This is a genomic window from Janthinobacterium sp. GW823-FHT06H09, from assembly GCF_058794735.1.
This window is the reverse complement of the sequence record NZ_JBXAHC010000015.1, coordinates 70822-91955: the sequence shown is the minus strand read 5'-3', so window position 1 is coordinate 91955 and position 21134 is coordinate 70822. Positions and strand designations below refer to the sequence as shown.

Sequence of the window (21134 nt, the reverse complement as noted above, 5' to 3'; positions counted from 1 at the left end):
ATGAAAGCCAATCCTCTGGCAGCCAGCCCATTCATTAAGGTGGTGTTTTGTGCCGCGCTTCTCCTGTGTTTGGCATTGCTGCCCTACACGGCCTGGGCGGAGATCAACAACACAGGTGTGCTGGACAACGTCCTTGCTCGCTACTCTGCCATCGCAGCAACATGGGCGGCGACGATCACCACACATGCCACGCGCCTGTTCTGGAGCTTGGCGACCATCAGCATGGTATGGACGTTTGGCATGATGGCTTTGCGAAAATCCGATATCGGCGAGTTCTTTGCCGAGTTCGTGCGCTTCACCATTTTTACCGGTTTCTACTGGTGGCTGCTGCGCAATGGTCCAAGTTTTGCCACGTCCATCATCGACTCGATGCGCGCGATAGGCGCTGGAGCCGCTGGTACCGGTACGGGCCTATCACCGTCGGGGATCGTTGACATCGGATTCGGGCTCTTCGCCAATGTCCTCGAAAAATCCTCGCTCTGGTCCCCCTTGAGCAGCGCCGTTGGCGTAACAATCAGCCTGATCACGCTCATTTCCCTTGCCCTGATCGGCGTGAACATGCTGCTGCTCCTGATCAGCGGGTGGATACTGGCCTATGCAGGTATCTTCTTTCTCGGCTTTGGCGGTTCGCGCTGGACATCGGACATGGCTATCAACTACTACAAAACCGTGCTGAGCATTGGTGCCCAGCTCTTTACGATGGTACTACTTGTCGGCATAGGGAAGTCATTCATCGACCAGTTTTATAACAATATGAGTTCTGCCTACAAGATGAATGAACTGGCAGTCGTCATGGTTGTCGCCATCGTTCTGCTCGCCCTGGTCAACAAAGTCCCGTCGCTGGTGGGCGGCCTGGCAATGGGCGGTGGCACCGGCGCGCTTGGCAGCGGCTTCGGTGCAGGAACGGCACTGGGTGCAGCCGCCATGGCCGCGACGGCCGCAGCAACCGCCGGTGCCGCGGCTGTCGCAGGTACGGCGAACATCGCCGGCGGAGTTCAGGCGTTGATGGCGGCCGTCTCCAAGGCAAATGCTGCAGAAAGCGCAGGAAGCGGTACCCGCGACTTCATGGCCTCGGCCGGAGGCGGCGGCAGTGGAACAGGAGCCGATCCAGGCACCGGCAGCGGTGCGCTTGCCGCAGCCATGGGCGACACTGCGCAGGCGACAAGCAGCAGCGCGGACGCTGGAAGTGGTAGCGCAGAAACACAGCCTACAGGCAGCGCGTCACAGCAAGCTCAGCCTCCCGTCGCGCCGTCCAATCAGCAAAGTACGAACGGACCTGCCAACGCGGGTAGCGAGAGCAAAACAGGCCAACGTGTAGCAAAAACAGCGCCCGGCATGGGCAGCCCGGCCGCCGCAGCGGCACTGGCAGCGAAAACGGGCAGGATTGCGGCAGGTGCTGCGGGCAATCTGGTGCAGGGAAGCTGGGATGTTGGCAAGGCAAAGGTTAGGCAAGGCCTTGCTGCGGCCGGTGACCGGGTCGGCAAAACCATCGGCGGCCAGATTGCTGCCGCTATCAAGTCCCGAGATCAGGATGGAGCGCCAGGTACCGGGGCATCGGCGATGGAAGACGGCAGTCTCTCTGCAGGAGACAGCACTTCTGCAGATCCGACTGAGGAGGTGGCGGCATTCCGCGACCGCAAGCCAGAATAGCTCTCTACGCACATACTGAACAAAGGAGAAACAGCATGCTCGATCTCCCTCCCCTGCAGCAGGAGCGCATCGTGTGCTCGATCACGGCCGCCATCAAATACCAAGTGCCCGCCAATATTTTGCTGGCGATTGCTGAGAAAGAAGGTGGCAGGCCCGGAATGATTGTCGCCAATAAAAATGACACCTATGACATTGGTCCGATGCAGTTCAACTCCGCTTACTTGCTGCAACTACGGCAATATGGAATTACTCCAGCCCATGTCGCGGCGAAAGGCTGCTATCCCTATTATCTAGCCGCTTGGCGGCTGAGGCAACACTTGTTGCACGACACTGGAAATTTGTGGGCCCGGGCGGCCAACTACCATTCGAGAACAGCGCAATACAACTTACCCTACCGAGTTGATCTGATCAGAAAAGGAAACAAGTGGGCAATGTGGCTAGACTACAATCTTAGTTTCGTACCGATTGCCGTTCCCAAGTGAATCCCCCGCCCCCTGAGCCCAAGGGGTTCAACGAATGTATTTTAAATCGCGCACGCGGGTGCCTAGCAGACTCGTAGCGATTCACACATGTCCAGATGCAGAACCAAAAATGGCGCTGACGCCTGCGGAAATTGACCTCCTCAACTGCTCTGTAAAAGACAGCAAGAGATCCCGCGAGCAACTGCCCCTTTCACGCTATCTCGGAAAAATTGCGCAACTTAAGGGTTTCCTCGCACGCTCCAACGAGTCCCAACCAAGAAACATCGTCATGTGGCGAGGCATGCGTCGCCTTGCGGATATGCAACGTGGCTTCAATCCCGCATCCGAAAGAGATGGGTAATCGGAAGACAGAGCCGACGCTTACTGCCAATCGGCTGCCTGCCGGCAAGCGCTTTACGGCCACCGAATCACGTAGTCCATCCTGATTGCAGAAAGACGCGAAGAATTGCGCCGAATCGCTGGAAACATGGGCTTGTGTGGGTCGCCAGTACCCCATTTGGCCTGCCAATCTTGATGAGAAAGTGAATTGATCAGTACTTCCTTAAAGGAGCTCTGTTACTACTGTTCATAGAAGCTGAAAGGTAGGCTTGGAATTCAGTAATTTATTATTGGCTTATATGAAATACTAATTTCTAGCTTTCCTCCCATGCCAACAATTGCATTTAAAAAAAGCTTACCGATTGCGTGCCTTAGTGCGATCCAAAACCAATTTATCAAGTAAGGAAAACATGGCATCTTCAATCTCGAAGTCTGTTTTTTTCGCGGGTTTGGCCGCTGTACTAAAAAAATCTGAAATCCACGATTTTTTATCTGATGGAGGGATTTGAAAAAAATCGGGCCTGGTCAGAAATTTCTGATCGACCAAAATTGTTGGAATACTACGTACACCTAATGATTTTTGAAATAGCGATGCTTCTTTTACCCGACTACTTACTATTGGTGAATTATAGGCATTTAAAAATTCTTGTTCACTTATCCCATTTTCTTTTACTAACCTCGTGATTTCCTCCAACTTATTTAATCGTACATTTTTTTTGTGTATTTCATCGAAAACCTGCTTTCGAACAGAAGACTCTTTTTTCATATAATCAAGCGCAAAATATAGGCGTTGTTGCTGAGCAGTATTCTCACCAAAAAATACATGAATTCGTCGAAATGATATTTTTTGGCTATTTTTGGCTGCCCATGCATTCAACTTTCCATCCAATAAATCACAGTGAGGACAGCCGTAAGAAAAAAACTCAATAACCTCCACTTTTGAGGATTCGATAATATTTGATGATTTAGAGGTCTCAATATATCCGTTGGCATACCCATCTGATATATTTTCGGCCAAGGCAATTGGCAAAGTGCCATTAAAAATTATGAAAAGAGCCGCGATAATAATATTTTTCATGATAGTTCAATGCTTAAAGAATTATTTAGTCAAACCAATGACATTGAAAGAGGAAAATATTTTATTGGTGACATACCAGCACACCAAAAATGACAAAAGCGCAGAGATTAAGACAACGCCTAAAATAGCAATCCATAAGGCGTCCCAAGGAGGTGACCATCCAAGTAAAAATACAATCGACACTCCAATTACGGAAGATAATAGAATTGCTGCAACTAGTTGCGATACCACATCAATCTGAATCCAAGAAAAGACGGTGGCACGGCTTTGTCCAATACAGAAGCGCAATGCCGCTTCACATCTCATAGGAACAAAAACTCCATGAATGTATAAACCCAGTCCAACGATTAGAAGCATAGAAGCAACACTGATCCACACCTTGGTTGCATTGGATAAATTATAACTGGCGCCGATAACACTCCCTCCCATCGGCACAACGTCCAAATTCGGCATTTTATTATTACCATCAAGCAATGATATTAATTCAGAACTAGATTTATTCACTAGACCAAACCATATTGCAACTATATTCTCTCTCCCCCTTCTTCCTCCGATCTCCCTTAAAGCTGATAGGGGAAATACGATAGCATTGGTAGTACGTCCCTCTTCCAGGGAGGCTAGCGCTGCCGGCAAGGGCACCAGTTCACACCGCCAATTTGTTGCGACAACCAACATGGCTGATGTGTTCGCTGTCCTTTTCCCGGGTTGTATCAAGGCGCAACGCGGAAAAGACGAGCTTGAAATTAGCTCGATGGTCTTGGATGACGCGAATAGCATATCAGCCGAGGATACATGTGAAATTTTGGTATCTGCCACTGTCACTGAACTACGCGTTTGAAGCACAAACACAGGGGTGCTAACTTGTATTAGATCAATGAGCGCCGCAGGCAACAAGCGGGAATGTGCCTTACTAGCTTGCGTAATCTTACTTACCGTAACGTGGTAGCTTGGAAATCCATCCAATCTGCCAGCGCGAGATAACAATTGTTCGACAGCGTTGAGTTCAGCTAGCGCCACGGACAATGCGGCCCAGGCAGCGCCGCAGGCCACTATTGCAATGATTGACCTCGCCGGAAAGCCGAAAGCACGGCGTAAACCGTGGCAGCCGTAAAGATATAATTGATATATCACGCAGACAATCGCGCTTCGGTGGCAACGCCGACTATTTTGCCTTGATCAATGCGAACGGTCCGTGATAGAGCGTCTGCCACAGCTTCGTTGTGCGTCACCACAATCAACGTTGTTCCATCAGCAGCAAGCGTATTCAAAAGCTCTAAAACATCAGACGAGCTTCTATCATCTAAACTTCCGGTGGGTTCGTCTGCCAATATAACGGGAGGGTTACGCATGATCGACCGAGCAATAGCGGCTCGTTGTGCCTGTCCTCCAGAGACTTCTGCCGGAAATCGCCTTGCGAGATTTTCAATGCCGACCTTCGATAACATTTCCAGCGCGCGGTAAGATGCTTCACGTCGGCTCACGTTCAAATGCTCAATAGGCACTTGTAAATTTTCTTGTAAGGTTAAATGAGGTAATAACGCGAAATGCTGAAAAACAAACCCTATCTGCTCACCACGGAACTTTGCCAGTTGAGCAGGTGAGAATGATCGAAGATCATGTCCGTCAAACTCATACGATCCGGACTGCTGACGCAACAAACCGCCTAATATGGATAATAGCGTGGACTTCCCGCATCCGCTTGGTCCCATCACCGCCACGCGTTCGCCTTGCATAATATCTAGATCGAAGTGATCAAGAGCAAGTTCCCTGGAATTGTAAGAAACACAAAGTTTTCGTAATTTAATCATTTTAATTTTGCAGGTAGTAATTTTTAACCGCCCAAATCAACTTCAGCGTTCATTCCTGGCAAAAGCCGTTTCGCTGAAGCCGGATCAAATTGCACGCGAAATTCTCGTCTGGAAATTCCCGAGTCGTTAGTAATTACTGGGGAAACGTCGCGAACCTTTGCCGCGATAGGGTGCGCACCCTCCGTATCAACCAGAATGGTCGCTTTGGCGCCCACTTCGAAACGCAAAGCATCTGACTCTTTTGCTATACAAGCCCCTATTAACATGCTCGGATCCGCGACTTCAAACAAAACGTCTCCACCTCCGACGCTCGCGCTGCCCGAGCCCACAACCATCCCAGGCTCAACAGATCGAGTTAAAATTACGCCATCGAATGGCGCTTTCACCACAGAACGTTTCATTTGAACATCAATTGTTTGTAAATCAAGACGCGACAATCCTTGACTCAGCTCATTTTGTTCTAAGTCATTACGGCGTTCGACGAGTGCGGCTTTCTCCTTCCCATATTGAGGTAGATAAGAATTAACTGTACCCGCCATCTCGTAGACAACAGAGAACTCTTTTTCAGCTTTTACAATCTGAAAACGTAAAAGATCCGCTTTTTTTACGAGCTTTTCCAACTCGATTTCCGTTCTCGCCTTTTGTACTTTTAAATCTTCAATATCGATAGTTGCCAATATCTGGTTTTTTGATACACGACTTCCCTGTTCAACTTGGACAGTTTTTACAGCTCCACCGATTTGAGCCTTCAATCGTACGACTTTTGCAGAACGAATTACACACGTTCCACGAATCCGATAATCAATCGAGTTCTGCCTGTTTTGTACACCTTCGGTCTGGACAGCTAGTGCCCCTTGGCTACCGTCTATATGTTCAGTACAGCCGATCGTTGCGAACACAACGAGCAAGGTGGCACAGAAAATCTTGAAAGCTCTTGACATCATAATTTTGAACGAATAGTTGTACTAAAATTCGTAGCTGCACTCACCCGCGCACTCGCCGCGATTACTAAGATCGCTAACGCTGTTATAGCACTCAACGAGAGAAAATTGCTAGGGGATATCATCGAACTCCCAGAGTTGATAGAGAAATTAACTACACTACCAACGATACCACCCAATACCATGCCAATAAAAATCGAGGTTATAAGAGGCCGAATACTTAGCCAAATTGCATAGCCAACAGTTGCACCAAGAGCACGCCGCAAGGCTATTTCATACCGCAAGCTATTATATCGAATAAGCATGAGTAGCGTTACCAGTGTTATAGAGACTGTGAAGAAACCCAAATGCAATCGGCCTGCCCAACTCGTCACGACTTCAGTACCAATCTCGTCCTCAAAATACTTGGAGAATGGCGTTACTTGAACCTGCATATTAGGGTTTGTCAACGATATATTTTTCAATATTTTTTCTAGATTAATTTGACCATCTTTTATGTTCACTTTTTCCCTAAACTTAACTAGAACGTTTATTTTTGGCAAAAGAAACAAGCCTGGCACATTTATTTTCTGTTGTTTTCCAGTTGTAAAAATGACATTCTCAAAGAAAGACGTATCATGGCTAAGATTTAAGATCTGTTTCCGAACGGAAACAGAAAATCGCGCTTTCGACCAATCGAAGCTAGAGCGCATCTGGTACGGCAACATGGCTATAGTTTCATCGGGAATGCTTACGATCGCGGTCGAGTGATCGACAAGACGTAGTTTTCGAGCTAACGCATTACTGGGCAAGTATTGGCCGGCGAGCAAATCATTAGTTTTTCCTAAATTAAATTCCTTCATAAAAACCGGAGGAACATTTAACACCTCAACCACGGCTTTTGAGCCATTTCCAGTGCTAAGTTGCCATGACGATCTTGATATTGCCATAACGCTATCGATTTCGGGCATCGCTAAAATATTTGATAGCGTGTCATGGGAAAGCAGTGCTAAAGGCCCATCAGAGACGTCAGGACCAGAATTGATTAATTTCCGCGCGTCATCGTCATAAAGTTCGCTTGCTCCATTTTCAACAGAAATAATCATTGTACGGTTGAACCCATGCTGAGAAAGCGTTTCATCAAGAGCCATCTGCTTCGATGAAACATAACCTGTAATAAGCATGTACAATGTACCAATAACTAACGTACATAAACAAATAGTTTTTTCGCGAAATAAAGACATAACGTATCGTGAAGGGATATTCACTATAAAAAAACTTAAATATTGATGCCTGAAATGCAAAAATAAACAATTCAGGCATATTTGAGATCAACGGGATTGGTAGCCGCGTTATATTACTGCCTTATTTATTTCCCACCCTCGCAGCTACTGCAAGCACAAACCTTGGTGCCCTTTACCGTTATACAGCTGCAGCCTGTGCAAGTTGCAGCATATGCGGCGCCTACAACACCAAGTAAAGCGATGACGGCAACAGCCTTTTTAAATACATTCATGTAATTTCTCCAAAAAAATTAAGTTTATACCTTGAAAAAATTTGAATTCAAATTTTCACAAAGGCAATGTATATTAAAAGGCAAACATTCTTTGAGTCAACTGATTTGTTGCTTTTTTTTAAAGCCACTAATCTCGTTGTTTTTTTGCAACATTAATTGAAATTTTTAATGCCGACAGGACTGTGTCGAAATAGAGATATACGTGAATTGTCACAATGTTGAACCTCCCGCCACTCCTGCCGTTTAATATTGAAATATTTGGTTAGTTTGTGTGAGGAGACACAAAATGTGTCTGAGTATTTTTTGAACTCAGCAGAATTTTGCAATATCATACTTCCGCTTCACCGATAGTGTTAACGTCAAACGATACGAAAGGACATCGTTTGAAGCGGAAAATAAGTTGGAGCAACGGTGCCACCATGATGCACATTTTTGCTCGCCACACGCATAAGAATCGCGTGCACACTGCTAGTGGCTGAATGCCTTCGTTGCCAGTCAACGCATATTCGATGGGTTTCGCATGAGTACGAGTTGCCTCGGAAGCTCCTAGCGGGTTGGGGTGTTCGCAAGGCACCGTAAGAATTTCTGCGGCGACAACGGAACAAACTTTTTCAAGGCAATAGAGTGAAAAGCTCTTTCATGATAAAGTACGCGTTTTGGGACAGCGCCTCCCTGACACCCAGGAATAGCCGTGTCATGGATAATTGAGCTTATAAAATTGAAGATTAAACGCGTTAAAAGGGATCTTATGCAATCTTTAGCTATCTTGTTTTTTTCTGCAGTGGTTTTAGCTAGTCCCCAGGCTTCAAGCGATCCCTTGCTCAAAGAAGATGTTTCTGTGGTCCGTGCATCGTGTGCATCAGATGGCGTGTCGCAAGAAAAAAAACGTTTTTTTTCCGTTACTTCAAAGCCTGCCGCATCTGGCGATTTACCATATTTTGAAATTCGGTCGTTTAAAACCTCTAATTTTGTGCGTATTTACTATGAGCCTAAATTGTCTGCGGCCGCAAAGCTCAAAGCAGGTTGCCTGATCGGCCTCTTAGATCTACTAGCCCCAATCATTCCTGATTCTAGACGAAACATTCATTGGTCGGCTATGGTAGTGACCACCGATGGAAAATATACGCCACCGCAACAGAAAGACGAGTTGCGGTGGGTTAACGTCCTTACGAATGGAAAATGGGATGATAAGTCGATCTATTTTCTAATACATGCTATGCCCCATGAGGAAGTTCACTTGAGCCAATCTCGTAGCAAGAACGAGTTACCAAGATGGTTTTTGGAGGGGCACGCTGAGTGGGCTGCCTTGCACGTTACTCAGAAAATTAAACCAGAAATTGCTAAACAAAGGCGTCAAGAATTGTCGACTGCGTTTTCTCAACTCAAATCTGCTCATCTTACGACTTGGGGTGGAATACAAGTGAAACAGGAAGCGATCGATCGGCAATTATCACCTGAAGATCGGGAAAAAATGGCCAACGATCCCACGTACTCTCCCGCTGGCCCGTTCACTTTTGGTCCAGGTGACTATACAGAGGACGATGAGAACGAGTCGGGACGATATGGTGCCGCGCTTGCCCTATTCGATTATTTAGAGAAGCGCTATGGTATCGCTACTACACATGTTTGGATAAGTAAGGTAATAGCGAGCGGCAATGCAGAACAGGTAACCGCTCTTGCCGAAGAGGTATTCGGACAGAGCATAAAAGAATATTTAGAGTAACTGCTCCGAAACGACAAAAGCGCGCCCTCAAGTCTGTAGCGCACCGTGAGACCACGATGTTTGAACTTTCGAAACCGACTGCACGCCGGATAACGATGAGGATCGCTTCGCGCTAACTTGGGGGGCACTTTGCCATGGAAGGCAATGTACTGCGCACGGGTGAACAGATCGAGGACATCACCCGGTTGCGCAGGGCCGGCATTGTTGAAATCGCGGATGGCCGCCGGATCGTTGTCGACGCCACCGATGCAGCGGAACACCGCACCAACGCTACCGGCCTGCGGGTGCACCTAGTTGTACCCTTTCTTCGCGCCGCCCAGTCCACAGCAAAAGTGAAAGTGCGGAACTACGAACCACTACTGCATGCCTAGGAAAAGTAGCATATCAAAGATATTACCTCATAAAACTACGATTTCCCATGGAACGCATTCATCAGCGCACCGTTTCAAAGGGCTGCGTTATTTGGGTATCTGCGCCTTCAAAAAATACGCCGCCCTCCGTACAAAATAGGCACACGGTCCCTCCCTGCCATCAAAAACAGCAAGAAGGATCCATGTTCGGTCGCCATCCGGCTTGCATGGCTGCCATGCAGATAGTTCCTCCGCAGAACCTCCAGCCAGGAACTTCCTATAACTATCCTCAGCCCCGGTATCATCCTCCATCCACACCCGTATCACCTCCAGGCGATGCACTCGCAGCCAGTTATTCCACGACTCCGCATCGCCATCGTCGAAGAATGGCAGCTCAGGATGGCTGCGCGCGCCGCCTGCATGCAGGACCAGCGGCGCGGCCTTGATCGGCAAGACATTCATTTTCGGACCTCCATTCCATCGTTTCCTGTTTCCTTCCGCCCTCGGCACGGGCCGCCACGCCGCATGCAGTCACTGCGGTCCCGACTTGGCCAACCGGCGCTGCAGCGGTTCCCGCGCAAGAGACAAGGCATCCTGATTGGCATTGGCCTGCCGGCTTTCAATTTCAGACTGCACGGCTGGCCGCACCTGCCTGTCCAAGCCTTCCATGCCCAGCCGGCTCTTGCTGGCCAGGTCATTGAAGTCGGTATATCCCTTCGGATCGGCCGCCTGCTCGCCCGGGGCGAAGATGGGCAGCAGCACGCGACCGCCAGTCAGGCGGGCCGCTTCCTGTGCCTTGGCCTTGCCGGGATTGATCCCCTGCGTTGCTTCCAGGTGCTGGTCGTTGTCTCCGGCGATGATCACCGGTTTGCCCGGAAAACGGCCGTGCAACGCCTTCGCCACCAGTGGCAGGTTGCCTGAGTCAAAAGCGGCCACGGTAGCGAAGCCAACCGACTTTGACAGGCTGGCGGCGGTCGCATAGCCTTCCGCGATGACCAGCGCGGGCGCCCGGGCCAGCGCCTCCAGGCCGCCGACGGCGTGGAAGCAGCCGGTCTTCCGGCTGTCGCGAGCGAAGCGCTTGCTGCCATCCTCGCCGATGTACTGCATGCTCCACTGCTTGCCGTCGGCGTCGGTGGCGGGAATGTAGCTGGTCTTGCCTGCCGTGTCGGTAAAAATGCCCGTGGTAGGCAGTAGCCCCTTCGACACCAGGTACGGCGTCGGTTCCGCCATCGGCAGCAGGCTGGCCATCTGCCGCACGACGCGACTCGCCGCTGCCTCCTGCAGCTGCGCCTGGGCGGCCTGGCGTTCCTGCAGCCTGGTGGCCGCTTCGGCCTGCAGCCGGGCTTTCTGTGCCGGGTCGAGCGCATAGCCCTTGTATTTCCAGTCCATCGCCTCGCCCGTCTTGTTGTTCTTGATATGGCCTGCCGGAAGGCCATCGAGGTGGGCGACATAAAAGCCGGAGCCGGAATGCTCGCTGTGCTTTTCGCCTTCCACGGTGATCCGGTGCTTCTGACCATCCATCACGGGGTGCTCCCCGCTTACCACGCAGCGCAGGCTGCGCAGCGCATCGGCAAACTCTTCCTGCGCCGTCATGGCGGGCCCCTGCTGGGGATCTGCCTTGCCGGGCATCCAGCGCGCCAGCCGCACCATGTTCGCCTTCGCTCCCGCATACCAGGACTTCGCCACCTTGTCCCATGCCGCGCCCGCCGCCTTGGCCAGCTTGCGTTCGCCGTAGGGCACGGCCAGGTACTGGCGCGGCTGGCGCACTGTAGTTGGCGCGCCGTCACGCGCTTCCGGTCCGCCAGCACCTTCCGCTGCGGGTTGCCGGTGCCACTTCCCGAACACGGCGGGATCGGCCCCAGGCGGCACCGTCCACGATTGCACCGCCCTGTCCCACCGCGCGCCCAGGGCCTTGGCTTCGTCCTTTTCCCTGAACGGCACGGCAAGCAGCACGCCGGCGCCAGGTGCGGCCTGGCCGCTGCCCTGTTCAAGCTGCGCCACCCGGCGCTGCAGGTCCGCGCTGCCGGTGACGGCAGCCAGTTCCGCGCTCTTGCGCGCTTCGCGTGCCGCGACCAGGTCTTCCGCAGCGCTGGCGGGATCCCGCCGCACGCGCTCTTCATGTAGGCGGGCCAGTTTCACGGCCTTCTCGCGCTCATCCGTTTCGGAGTGCGCGTCGATCAGCGCCAGCCTGCCCGCCAGCTGCGCCGCTTCGCGCTGGGAGCCGCAGTCGGCCAGCCACTGGTGGCGACCATCGGCCTGCTGCGCGTAGACGCTCCAGAATTCCGGCCGGAGGCCCAGCTGATCGGCCGATGCTTCCTGCTGCTCTCCATCCACCTCGCCAGTGGCCATGCCCTGCACCATCACGCGGCCGTTCCAGTCGTGCGGCAAGGTAAAGCCCAGATGCCGCATCGCGGCTGCGTCCAGAACGGCTCCGGCCTCGCTGCCGCCACCACGCAATACCTGCAACCGCGCCAGGGCCACGTCGCTGTCGCCCGCATTTTCCATTTCCGCCTTCACGATGGTCTCCCCTTCCACCCGTTCCGCGCGCTTGTCCACTCGGGCCGCGCCGATCACATGCCAGTACTGTTCCTGGGCTGCGGCCACGGCCTGCTCCACTTCCGGCGATACAAAGCGCTCGCATTCGAAATCGCCGTCCGGCCCCCACACGACGCCAGCGAGTTCCCGCCCGTCTGCCGCCTCCATGCTGCGGTTGGCGGCCTGCGACTTTGTCACGTAGCAGCGTGCCGCCTCGTCGAGCGTGGCGAAGGCCTGCGAAAACAGGTCCTTGCCGCCCACCCGCTCCCTGACAGTGAAACTGGCAGCATCCGCACCAACAGGCGCCTGCTGCGGCGACACAACCTGCCCTAGGGCCTGCACCTGTTCCAGTCCCAGCACGTAGGCCTGGATCTTCTCGGCCCCGGACGCGGCGCGGAAAATCTCCAGCGGATCGGACTGCAGCGCGCGTATCCATGATCCGACATAGGCCGCGTGCTGGCCGGGATCGTGGCCGATGCCCAGCTCGTCGCCCAGCAGCAGGCTGGCAATTTCCGCGCGCAGCTCTTCCCGCGCATATTCCTCGCTGCCGAAGGGATGGCCAAGGTCGCGGCCCAGCCGGCTGGCGTGCCCCGTCCAGTGTCCGAGTTCATGCAGCGCCGTCGCATAGTAATTGTCCGCCGTGGGGAACTGCTCCTTGCCCGGCAGATGGATGGTGTCGGTGGACGGCCGGTAGAACGCGCTGTCGCGGCCCTCACGACCGCCATGCTCGATGGTGGCGCCCGATGCCTGCAGTATCCGCTCCGCCCGCTCGGCCGGCGCCCAGGCAACAGGAGGCCTTGGCGTCAGCGGCGCCAAGCCATCGATCTGCGACGCGTTGAAGACCGTGGAAAAAAACATCTGCGGCCGCTCCAGCCTGACGGACTGCCGCGCCTGGCGGCCGTCGCTGCCCAGCACAGGCTTGCCGTCGGCATCCGTCTGGCCCTGCTCCTCGCTGAATTTCCAGTACTGGATGGGCGTGCCCTTCTCGCCCTGGCGCACCTGCGCACCGGCGGATGCAGCCTGCTTGTAAGTCATCCAGCGCTGGTCTTCATGGCCTTCGCTCATCAGGTGCAAGGCGTTGATACCCTTGTAGCGCTTGCCCGTGGTGGGATTGAATGGCAGGAATGCTCCCGGCTCGCCTGGCTGCCAGGGCTTCTGCCAAGGCGCCGTGCCTTCCCTGAGCTGCGCCACCAGCTTCTCGGCGATCGTTTCAATCAGTGACTTGGGCAGGTCGTTCATGGCTGGTGCTCCCTGTCAGGGGCAGCGGCGCGCTGGCATCGGCCAGGTCGATGACGCCTGCCGCCGCATCGTGTTCATCCACGGCATCCTCGGCAAAGGAGCCGGCCTGTTCGGCTTCATCCGGCGCAAACTCGGCCCGGCTGCCTGGTATGGCGGCGTCGCCCAGTTTTTCGCGCAGGACGGCTGCCATGGCCTGTTCTTCGGCCATCGCGCCACCGGTCTGCCTGTCTCGTGCATTCTTCATCGGTTTCCTCCTCTTCTACGTGGTTGAAAATCGGACGTGCTACCAGGTCAGCACCGGGACGATCACCGTGCGGACCTGCATGCGCTGGACGGGGCCGAAGTAGCGCGCGTCGAAAGACCGGGGATTGGCGTCCGCCATCAGCAGCAGCTGGAATTCGCTGAGGATGTACCGGTCAGCCTGGAAATGCGCCATGGAACGGCCATTGCCGTCGGCGGCCAGCGGCGCGCTGTGCGCCAGCAGGCGCCCGTTGACGCGCACGCCGTCCGGCGCCACGCTGACCGCGTCATTGCCCGCGCCAAGCACCTTCTTCATCATGTAGCCATAGCCGCCGGGACAGAAACCCGCGCCGATATAGCCGCGCCGGCGCGCCTCTTCGAACACCCCCAGCTGGGGCGGACAGAACATCACGTAGCGCCCGGGCGCCACCGGGGCTGAACTGGTCCAGTACAAGCCGCGCGGAATACTATGGCTGCTGTTGATGCGCGCGCCAGCCAGGTGGGCTGCCACGCCCAGCACCAGCAGCGCGGCGCCCAGCGAGGCGCTCCAGGCGCCGAGTTTCACGCATGTCCGGTTCATAGCCGTATACCCTCCCCGTCCGCAGGCCGGTGCGCGTGATGCAGCTTGTCGCTTTTCGTGGGCGCGGGGATCGCAGCGCGCGCCTGAAACACCGCATCCTGGAAGTACAGCGGCTGGCGGCCGTAGATCGCCGGATAGCCTGCCACGTAGACGACCATGTCGCCGGCCTTCTCGATGTCGCCGCTGGCCGACTTGACGGGGCCGGGCATGCGCAGGCATTCGTCCGGCGTGAGCAGCGGGCGCTGCGTCTCCTGGATGGTGCGCGACACCTGGGCCAGCAGTGCGCTGGTGCGGCGCCCGCTCGTCGTAACCTGTTCCTTCGCCACCGTGGTTTGGCCCGTCAGCTTGGACAGGTGCTCGGCCGTCTCCAGGCGGTTCGGCGGATAGGCATTCTGGATATGGCAGCTCGAGGTGATGCTTTCATCGGGACCATAGCCCGTTTCGCGGCTCTTGAGCTGGTTGATGTCCTGGCAAATCAGGTAGCACTTGATGCCGTAGCCCGCAAGGAAGCCCAGGGACTCCTGCATGATATCCAGCTTGCCCAGGCTGGGAAACTCGTCGAGCATCATCAGCAGGCGGTGCCGGTAGCGCGCCACGGGACGCCCGTTCTCGAAGCTGACGCGGTCGGCCAGCTGGCGCACGATCATGTTGACCAGCACGCGCACCAGCGGGCGCAGGCGCGCCTTGTCCGTCGGCTGCGTGACGATGTACAGGCTCACGGGGCTGTCGTGGTGCATCAGGTCGCGGATGCGGAATTCCGAGCGGCTCACGTTGCGCGCGACAATCGGGTCGCGGTACAGCGACAGGTAGGACTTGGCCGTCGACAGCACGGAACCGGCCTCCTCCTCGGGCCGGTCGAGCATGTCGCGCGCGGCCGAACCCACCACCGGATGATTGCGTCCGTCGGCATGGCTGTAGGTGATCATTTCCATCCACAGCTCGCCGATGCCCCGGTTCGGGTCCGCCATCATGGCGTCGACCACGGACAGGGTGGCCGTCGTGCCTTCGGCGCGCGCCTTGTACAGCGCATGCAGGATCACGCCGACGATCAGCGCCTGGCTGGTCTTTTGCCAGTGCGTCTCCAGCCCCTTGCCGTCCGGGTCGACGATCAGGGTGGCAAGATTCTGCACGTCGCCCACCTCGTGCTCCGTATCCAGGCGGATCTCGTCGAGCGCATTCCAGCACACGCTGCCTTTGGCAGCGGCCGGCTCGAAGTACAGCACCCTGTTCCCCGCATGCTTCTGGCGCCAGCCCGAGGTCAGCGCCCACAGCTCGCTCTTCAGGTCGGTGATGACGGCGCTGTGCGGCCACGCGAGCAGGGTCGGCACTACCAGGCCGACGCCCTTGCCGGAGCGCGTGGGCGCGTATGTCAGCACGTGTTCCGGCCCGTCGTGGCGCAGGTAGTGCTGCCTGCCCGCCCGGTCCAGCCAGGCCCCCACATACACGCCGGCGCTGGCCGGCTGCACCCTTCCGGCCAGCAGCTGCCACAGCGAGCGCGTCGCGGGCAGCAGGCCGGCGGCGCGGATGTCCGTGATGTTCGCCCAGCGCGCCGAGCCGTGCAGGTACTCGCTGGCGCGGGCCGAATTCACCGAGATCATCCTGGCCACCAGCAGCCCGATCAGGCCGATCCCCGCGACGCTGATGCCCACGCTGCCCGCCTGCACCAGCGCATCCGGGTACTGGCCGCGCCACCTGGCCGCCCAGCCGACGATCGCCCATGGCGGATAGACCTGGCTGGCATGCCAGCCCAGCGCGCTCTGGTAATGGAAGGCATGGGCAAAGAACTGGGTGGCCGCCTGGAAGCCGCCAACGAGGGTGAGCGCGGCCAGCGCGGGGATGGCCTTGCGGGCGCCCCGCCGCGCGCTGCGCACCTGGGGGCCGACGGCATTATTGAACCTGTCTTTCATCTGATCCGTCCTGTCGTCTTGATGACGCCGTCAAGCGTCACCGTGACGGCATCACCGGGGGCCAGCTGGCGCAAGCGCCTGGCTGCTCCTTCGCTGACCGGCAGGACCATGGTTGCCGCGCCCCGCTCCAGCAGCGCCAGCACCTGGCCGCCCGCCTCGCGCAGCCCGGCAAAGACAGCCGGCCCCTTGACACCATCATATCGTTCAAATTTCGGTATATCGGACAATCGCGGCCTTGTTTGTTCCTGCTCAAGGAGGAAGGCATCCACTGCCGCCGAGCCGGTATCCCGCCTGTCCGCTACGCCTCCCCGCCCAGGAACATGCCGTCGCACGCGCTGATCTGCTGCGGCTCCTTGCTGCTCCACGTGACCAGGTACATCACGCGGCAGTAGCACTTCAGTTCCACTGCCGATGCGAACCATACCGAGTTGGGACAGCTTTCGCAGACGGTTCCTGGCTGCGGGCGGCGGATGGCCTCCAACCCCGCCAGGGTCGGGCTGGAAGTGGGTACCGCGCCGGGGTCCGGCGCGGGGCTCGCCGGCCGCGGTGGCGGCGCGCGCTCCAGCGACTCCAGCGCCTGCTCCAGCAGCGCGTCGCGCTGCGCCTTCACCGGGCTGTCCGCCCCGGAGCGGTTGCCTTGCCTGTTCATCCTGCCTCTCCTTCGTGCCCCCGGCACGCAACAAGTCCTGCCGGCGCCGCTCCAGCACGGCGTCGTCGAACGTGACCGCCAGGTGCGCGGCAGCCGCCGCCTGGATGACCTGGTCCTGGAACGCGGCGCTGCCAGCGACATGCAGGCAGCTGCCATAGCGCGAAACCGCCATGTCCAGCACCAGCAGCAGGCCCGCCTGCGTGGCGCCGCGCGTGATTTTCAGCTTATGCCCGTCGTCGCGGATCGTCGTCGCGCCAGCGCAATAGATGAGCGTGCCATGCTTGGTCACGCTGTCCTGCCGCAAGCCGCCAGGCGCCTGCGGCCCGCTTGCCTCACTTGCCAGCGCGCTGCCGGCCAGCGTGTTTCCTGCCAAACCCTGCTTGCCGCCGCGTGCGCGCAGGGCGGACAGCGCCTGTGCGTCGCCGGCCCCGGCACGGGTGCGCAGCCAGTCTGCCCATGCAAGGCGGCCGTGCTGGCTGCGGATGGCGCGGCGCTCCGCAAGGTAGCCGCCGTTGATGCGTTCGATGTCCGCCATGAGCGTCTTCGCGGCTGCCGCATGCAGGATGCGTTTGGCAAACGGGCCGCAGGCAAGCATGCGGATGGCGGCCCGCTTGAGCCTGCCCCGGCGCTTCGCCTCGGCAATCAAGCGCTGGTGCTGTGCGCGTGCGCCGGCCAGCGCACCAGCGTGCATCTGGACTGCTTCCCGCTGCTGCTCCTGGTAAAGCGCATACAGTGCGGCCGTCTCCACGCGCAGGCGCAGCGGCTGGCGGGTTTGGCCCGCTTGGCTGGCATGGCAGCCTGTCCCGGCCGGCCCGGGAGTGAATGGCCCCAGCCGCGCTTCCAGGCGCGCCCTGGAACAGTCGCGGTGCACGGAGCTGGCCTTCACGGCCATGCCGTCTTCGGCCAGGATCACCAGGCCATTGCCGCGTTCGCGCAGCGCCAGCCCGTGCCCAAGCAGCACGCCGTGCAGTTCCTCCCATGAAGTCGCTTCCCGCATCTGCGCATGGCATGCGCGGCGCACCAGTCCCAGCAGACTCTCGATGCCGGCGTGGCGCTCCATGTCCATGGCCCGGCTGGCAGCCCCCGTTTGCCGCGCCTGGTGGTTGTCGCGCTGCAAGCCGAACTCGTCCTCCAGCGCCGCGCACAGCTGGCCCAGCGTGGCATGGTCGCGGTAAGGCTGGTGGATCGTGTAGCGGCTGGGATGGATCTTGTTGATGGCGATATGCACGTGCAGGTTGTCCGTATCGTGGTGCACGACACTGATGCGCTGGTGTGCCCCATAGCCCAGCCCGTGGCAGATACGCGCTTCCACAGCCTGCAGCACGGCCGGGGGCGGTTCCTCGCCAGCGGGAAAGCTGAGGATCAGGTGATAGGTCTTGTCCGAGAGCGCGCGCCGGTTCTGCGCCTGCGTGTTGAGGATCTCGGTGACGGCCACTGCGGGCTGGTCCGACTGGCAGTTCGTGACCGTCACGCAGCCGACGCGTTCCCGCTTGGCCTGCGCGTCGGCCAGGTAGGCCAGCAGGCTGGCAAAGCCGCTTTTCCTGGCCACCTTCATGGGAACATGCTTGGCAATCATGCTGCTCTCCCCCTGCTGGGCTGCGACTGCCGTTGACCGGCCGGTGCCGCCAATTTTTTAGCGGCTAAAGTCCGCGCCCCTGCTGCGGCAAGACCACAGCGCGCATGACGGCATGCATTTCATCCTGGGTATCGGCGATCTTGGCCAGCACGGCGCGGATCGTCGCCTCGCCGAACGCGGCGGTGCGCTCGTCGTTGGTCAGCCACAGCTTCAGCAGGCCACCCAGTCGGCCCAGGTCGCCATTGATGCGCGCCAGTTCCTCGACGCGCCGGTGATCGAGGATGCCCGGCAGCCGGTGGCCCAGCCCGACCCTGCGCAGATAGGCCGCCACCGGCAGCCCGGCCGCGGCCGCCAGCCGCTTGATCTGCGCTTCTTCGTCTGGCAGCACCGGCACGCGCAGCTGCCGGGCCTTGCGGGTGGTGGAGTGTCCTGGTTCTTGCATGGCGTCCTCGCAGTTGGCGCGGCACGCGCAGGCCTCGCAGAGCAGGATGTCCGTTGAGCGCCGCAGGCGCGAATAAGGCATCGTGAAGAGAGATAACCGGCCCGCCGGTTAGCTAACTTCACCTATCCTGCCCCGGCCCGCACAGCGACCGAGCCATTTAATCGTAGGACAGGCTTTCGATTTAACCCTTGTTCTGGCACAAAACGGAGCGGATTTTATCGGTCACTATTCCGAAAAGGCCTTTAAAGGCCTTATTTGCCTCCAACCGTGGCATATCAGGCTTCAACCGTGTCAGATTGGTGGTTCAACCGTGCCAGTTTTGTGGTGTAACCGTGCATCTTCCACATAACGTGAAGGGGAATAAATACCATGGAGAAACCCTATGCCGAACAACTGAGTGACTGGATCAAATGCAGCAAGCCGGCCAAGCGCGACCAGTACCTGGTCGCTTTCCTCGCCGTCAGCGACGATGTACGCGCCGCACTGGCGGCGGGCTTTCCCATGAATACCATCTGGCGCCATATGTATGCCTCGGGACGCGTACCGTTCGGCTACGACACGTTCCTGAAGCACGTGCACCGCATGCTGAAAGCCACCGCACCGGCCGAGGCGACTGCTGGACAAGGCGTGGCGCCGCAGCGGCTGGCATCCCGCCAGGCCCGCGCGGCTTCCGGGAAACCGGACGCCGTGACACCCCGCCCGGCGCCAGCGCCGGCCGGCTTCCATTTCAACCCGATCCCGGACAAAAAGGAGCTACTGTAATGGCCCATATCCATATGATGCTGCAGGGAAAAGGCGGTGTCGGCAAGTCGCTGATCGCTGCCATCCTCGCCCAGTACATGCTCAGCAAGGCCCGCACGCCGCTGTGCATCGACACCGATCCCGTGAATGCCACCTTCCATGGCTACCAGGCGCTGCAGGTCCGGCGCATCGACCTGATGGAAGAGGAAGAAATCAATCCGCGCGGCTTCGACGGCCTGATCGACCTGGTGGCGCAGGCGCAGGGAGACGCCATCATCGACAACGGCGCCAGCTCCTTCGTGCCGCTGTCGCACTACCTGATCAGTAACCAGATCCCGGCCTTGCTGGCGGAACTCGATCATTTGCTGGTGGTGCACACCGTGATCACGGGCGGCCAGGCCCTGCTCGATACCATCAGCGGCTTTGCCCACCTGGCCAGCCAGTTTCCGCCGGAAACCCGCTTCATCGCCTGGCTCAATCCCTACTGGGGCCCGGTCGAGCACGAAGGCAATGGCTTCGAGCAGATGAAGACCTATCTGGCCAACAGGGAACGCCTGTCCGCCATCGTCCGGCTGCCCGTATTGAAAAAGGAAACCTTCGGACGCGACCTGGCCGGCATGTTGCAGCAGCGCCTGACCTTCGACGAGGCGCTGGCCATGCCCGCGCTGCCGATCATGACGCGCCAGCGCCTGAGCATCATCCGGCGCCTGGTCTACGGCGAACTCGATGCCGCGATGGTGCTGTGATGAGCGACCAGACAGAAGAGTTGCTGCGGGAAATTGCCGCGAAACACGGCATCGCCGTCGCGCGTGATGACCCCATCCTTGTTTTGCAAACCATCAACAGCCGCCTGATGCAGGACAGCGCCAGGGCCCAGCAGGTCCAGCTGGATCGGTTCAAGGAGGAAATGGAAGAGCTGTCGCGGCGCTGGAGCACGGACGCCAGGGAAAAGGCCGAACGCATCGTCAATGCGTCGCTGGCCGCCTCCCGGGAAGCCATGGCCGCCGCCATGCAGGAAGGAGGCCAGCTGGCGGCAAGGGCCGCGCGCCAGGAAATCGACGGCGCCTTGCTGCAACTCGCCCGTCCCGTGCGCGCCGCGCATGCCATCGCCGTGTTGAATGTCGCCGCCGGCTGCCTGGCCATGCTGGCGGCGGCTGCGGCCTCATGGGCCGTGCTGAGATAAGCCCAGCCGCGCACCGCGACCGGCTTGCAGTAAATGGCTGCGCTCGGGGCCTTGCTGCAGCCGCAGCTTTTCCAGGCGCTGCGCCTGCTGCTGCGCATCCCACTCGCTGGCCAGGCCGGGATGCCGGGTACGCAGCTTGCGCGCGGCAAGTTCCTCGATGCGCGGCGCGTGCACGCCCATGCTGTCGCGCACCTCGC

At 57.6% G+C, this 21134-nt stretch carries 20 protein-coding genes; 7 read left to right on the top strand and 13 right to left on the bottom strand.

Going from position 1 to position 21134, the window contains the following annotated elements; all coding sequences use genetic code 11:
* Together trbL and AC1Q6X_RS23020 are read left to right on the top strand one after the other, a co-directional pair.
* Positions 1-1650, top strand: coding sequence for a P-type conjugative transfer protein TrbL (gene trbL / locus AC1Q6X_RS23025; protein ID WP_492498502.1), 1650 nt, complete (start codon positions 1-3; stop codon positions 1648-1650).
* Positions 1651-1685: 35 nt separating this feature from the next.
* Positions 1686-2132: a lysozyme family protein gene (locus AC1Q6X_RS23020; protein WP_492498501.1), complete on the top strand. Its 447-nt coding sequence runs from the start codon at positions 1686-1688 to the stop codon at positions 2130-2132.
* A 673-nt stretch (positions 2133-2805) separates the two neighbouring features.
* Here the strand turns inward: AC1Q6X_RS23020 and AC1Q6X_RS23015 are convergent.
* The 5 genes from AC1Q6X_RS23015 to AC1Q6X_RS22995 form a co-directional block, all read right to left on the bottom strand.
* Positions 2806-3528, bottom strand: coding sequence for a thiol:disulfide interchange protein DsbA/DsbL (locus AC1Q6X_RS23015; RefSeq protein WP_099409513.1), 723 nt, complete (start codon positions 3526-3528; stop codon positions 2806-2808).
* Between the two features lie 21 nt (positions 3529-3549).
* Entirely contained in the window at positions 3550-4203 is a 654-nt protein-coding gene (locus tag AC1Q6X_RS23010; RefSeq protein WP_492498500.1) for a hypothetical protein, read from the bottom strand.
* Positions 4204-4655: 452 nt separating this feature from the next.
* Positions 4656-5336: an ABC transporter ATP-binding protein gene (locus tag AC1Q6X_RS23005; RefSeq protein ID WP_099409514.1), complete on the bottom strand. Its 681-nt coding sequence runs from the start codon at positions 5334-5336 to the stop codon at positions 4656-4658.
* Positions 5337-5359: 23 nt separating this feature from the next.
* Positions 5360-6280, bottom strand: coding sequence for an efflux RND transporter periplasmic adaptor subunit (locus AC1Q6X_RS23000; protein WP_099409515.1), 921 nt, complete (start codon positions 6278-6280; stop codon positions 5360-5362).
* Entirely contained in the window at positions 6277-7500 is a 1224-nt protein-coding gene (locus AC1Q6X_RS22995) for an ABC transporter permease (RefSeq protein ID WP_492498499.1), read from the bottom strand. Before AC1Q6X_RS22995 ends, AC1Q6X_RS23000 begins: the two co-directional genes overlap by 4 nt.
* Positions 7501-8463: 963 nt before the next feature.
* Here AC1Q6X_RS22995 and AC1Q6X_RS22990 point away from each other — a divergent pair.
* Positions 8464-9495 carry a hypothetical protein gene (locus tag AC1Q6X_RS22990; protein WP_143449944.1) on the top strand — a complete coding sequence of 344 codons (1032 nt, stop codon included), beginning with the start codon at positions 8464-8466 and terminating at the stop codon, positions 9493-9495.
* 134 nt (positions 9496-9629) lie between these two features.
* Complete coding sequence (locus AC1Q6X_RS22985) at positions 9630-9866, top strand: hypothetical protein (RefSeq protein ID WP_492498498.1); 237 nt, start codon at positions 9630-9632, stop codon at positions 9864-9866.
* An 87-nt stretch (positions 9867-9953) separates the two neighbouring features.
* On the opposite strand, the gene AC1Q6X_RS22980 is transcribed toward AC1Q6X_RS22985, so the two are convergent.
* The 7 genes from AC1Q6X_RS22980 to traJ form a co-directional block, all read right to left on the bottom strand.
* A complete protein-coding gene (locus tag AC1Q6X_RS22980; RefSeq protein ID WP_492498497.1) occupies positions 9954-10307 on the bottom strand; it encodes a hypothetical protein in 354 nt (117 codons plus the stop codon).
* A gap of 69 nt (positions 10308-10376) precedes the next feature.
* The gene (locus tag AC1Q6X_RS22975) at positions 10377-13619 is read right to left on the bottom strand and encodes a zincin-like metallopeptidase domain-containing protein (RefSeq protein WP_492498496.1); all 3243 of its coding nucleotides are present in this window, start codon (positions 13617-13619) and stop codon (positions 10377-10379) included.
* On the bottom strand, positions 13591-13863 hold the full coding sequence (locus tag AC1Q6X_RS22970; RefSeq protein ID WP_492498495.1) for a hypothetical protein: 273 nt from the start codon (positions 13861-13863) through the stop codon (positions 13591-13593). Before AC1Q6X_RS22970 ends, AC1Q6X_RS22975 begins: the two co-directional genes overlap by 29 nt.
* A gap of 39 nt (positions 13864-13902) precedes the next feature.
* The gene (traF, locus tag AC1Q6X_RS22965; protein ID WP_492498494.1) at positions 13903-14424 is read right to left on the bottom strand and encodes a conjugative transfer signal peptidase TraF; all 522 of its coding nucleotides are present in this window, start codon (positions 14422-14424) and stop codon (positions 13903-13905) included.
* Positions 14425-14435: 11 nt separating this feature from the next.
* The gene (locus AC1Q6X_RS22960; RefSeq protein WP_492498493.1) at positions 14436-16346 is read right to left on the bottom strand and encodes a type IV secretory system conjugative DNA transfer family protein; all 1911 of its coding nucleotides are present in this window, start codon (positions 16344-16346) and stop codon (positions 14436-14438) included.
* A complete protein-coding gene (gene traI, locus AC1Q6X_RS22955; protein ID WP_492498492.1) occupies positions 16343-18571 on the bottom strand; it encodes a TraI/MobA(P) family conjugative relaxase in 2229 nt (742 codons plus the stop codon). The genes AC1Q6X_RS22960 and traI overlap by 4 nt, the downstream gene beginning before the upstream one ends.
* A gap of 64 nt (positions 18572-18635) precedes the next feature.
* Positions 18636-19013 carry a conjugal transfer transcriptional regulator TraJ gene (gene traJ, locus AC1Q6X_RS22950; RefSeq protein WP_492498491.1) on the bottom strand — a complete coding sequence of 126 codons (378 nt, stop codon included), beginning with the start codon at positions 19011-19013 and terminating at the stop codon, positions 18636-18638.
* A 369-nt stretch (positions 19014-19382) separates the two neighbouring features.
* Here traJ and AC1Q6X_RS22945 point away from each other — a divergent pair, with 369 nt between their 5' ends.
* From AC1Q6X_RS22945 to AC1Q6X_RS22935, 3 genes are read left to right on the top strand one after another with little or no spacing between them, the layout of a single operon-like run.
* Complete coding sequence (locus AC1Q6X_RS22945) at positions 19383-19775, top strand: TraK family protein (RefSeq protein WP_492498490.1); 393 nt, start codon at positions 19383-19385, stop codon at positions 19773-19775.
* Entirely contained in the window at positions 19775-20500 is a 726-nt protein-coding gene (locus tag AC1Q6X_RS22940) for a nucleotide-binding protein (RefSeq protein ID WP_492498489.1), read from the top strand. The genes AC1Q6X_RS22945 and AC1Q6X_RS22940 overlap by 1 nt, the downstream gene beginning before the upstream one ends.
* Complete coding sequence (locus AC1Q6X_RS22935; RefSeq protein WP_492498488.1) at positions 20500-20937, top strand: conjugal transfer protein TraM; 438 nt, start codon at positions 20500-20502, stop codon at positions 20935-20937. The genes AC1Q6X_RS22940 and AC1Q6X_RS22935 overlap by 1 nt, the downstream gene beginning before the upstream one ends.
* Here AC1Q6X_RS22935 and AC1Q6X_RS22930 read toward each other — a convergent pair.
* Entirely contained in the window at positions 20917-21129 is a 213-nt protein-coding gene (locus AC1Q6X_RS22930) for a hypothetical protein (RefSeq protein ID WP_492498487.1), read from the bottom strand. The two genes, AC1Q6X_RS22935 and AC1Q6X_RS22930, sit on opposite strands and share 21 nt — an antisense overlap.
* Positions 21130-21134: the final 5 nt, after the last annotated feature.

Excerpts from the sequence above, each read along its gene's own strand:
- AC1Q6X_RS23015 (WP_099409513.1), bottom strand. The coding sequence starts at position 3,528 with ATGAAAAATATTATTATCGCGGCTCTTTTCATAATTTTTAATGGCACT.
- AC1Q6X_RS23020 (WP_492498501.1), top strand. The coding sequence starts at position 1,686 with ATGCTCGATCTCCCTCCCCTGCAGCAGGAGCGCATCGTGTGCTCGATC.
- AC1Q6X_RS22970 (WP_492498495.1), bottom strand. The coding sequence starts at position 13,863 with ATGAAGAATGCACGAGACAGGCAGACCGGTGGCGCGATGGCCGAAGAA.
- AC1Q6X_RS22995 (WP_492498499.1), bottom strand. The coding sequence starts at position 7,500 with ATGTCTTTATTTCGCGAAAAAACTATTTGTTTATGTACGTTAGTTATT.
- traI (WP_492498492.1), bottom strand. The coding sequence starts at position 18,571 with ATGATTGCCAAGCATGTTCCCATGAAGGTGGCCAGGAAAAGCGGCTTT.
- AC1Q6X_RS23010 (WP_492498500.1), bottom strand. The coding sequence starts at position 4,203 with ATGTTGGTTGTCGCAACAAATTGGCGGTGTGAACTGGTGCCCTTGCCG.
- AC1Q6X_RS22960 (WP_492498493.1), bottom strand. The coding sequence starts at position 16,346 with ATGAAAGACAGGTTCAATAATGCCGTCGGCCCCCAGGTGCGCAGCGCG.
- AC1Q6X_RS22945 (WP_492498490.1), top strand. The coding sequence starts at position 19,383 with ATGGAGAAACCCTATGCCGAACAACTGAGTGACTGGATCAAATGCAGC.
- traJ (WP_492498491.1), bottom strand. The coding sequence starts at position 19,013 with ATGCAAGAACCAGGACACTCCACCACCCGCAAGGCCCGGCAGCTGCGC.
- AC1Q6X_RS23005 (WP_099409514.1), bottom strand. The coding sequence starts at position 5,336 with ATGATTAAATTACGAAAACTTTGTGTTTCTTACAATTCCAGGGAACTT.
- trbL (WP_492498502.1), top strand. The coding sequence starts at position 1 with ATGAAAGCCAATCCTCTGGCAGCCAGCCCATTCATTAAGGTGGTGTTT.
- AC1Q6X_RS22975 (WP_492498496.1), bottom strand. The coding sequence starts at position 13,619 with ATGAACGACCTGCCCAAGTCACTGATTGAAACGATCGCCGAGAAGCTG.
- AC1Q6X_RS23000 (WP_099409515.1), bottom strand. The coding sequence starts at position 6,280 with ATGATGTCAAGAGCTTTCAAGATTTTCTGTGCCACCTTGCTCGTTGTG.
- AC1Q6X_RS22940 (WP_492498489.1), top strand. The coding sequence starts at position 19,775 with ATGGCCCATATCCATATGATGCTGCAGGGAAAAGGCGGTGTCGGCAAG.
- AC1Q6X_RS22985 (WP_492498498.1), top strand. The coding sequence starts at position 9,630 with ATGGAAGGCAATGTACTGCGCACGGGTGAACAGATCGAGGACATCACC.
- AC1Q6X_RS22935 (WP_492498488.1), top strand. The coding sequence starts at position 20,500 with ATGAGCGACCAGACAGAAGAGTTGCTGCGGGAAATTGCCGCGAAACAC.
- AC1Q6X_RS22980 (WP_492498497.1), bottom strand. The coding sequence starts at position 10,307 with ATGAATGTCTTGCCGATCAAGGCCGCGCCGCTGGTCCTGCATGCAGGC.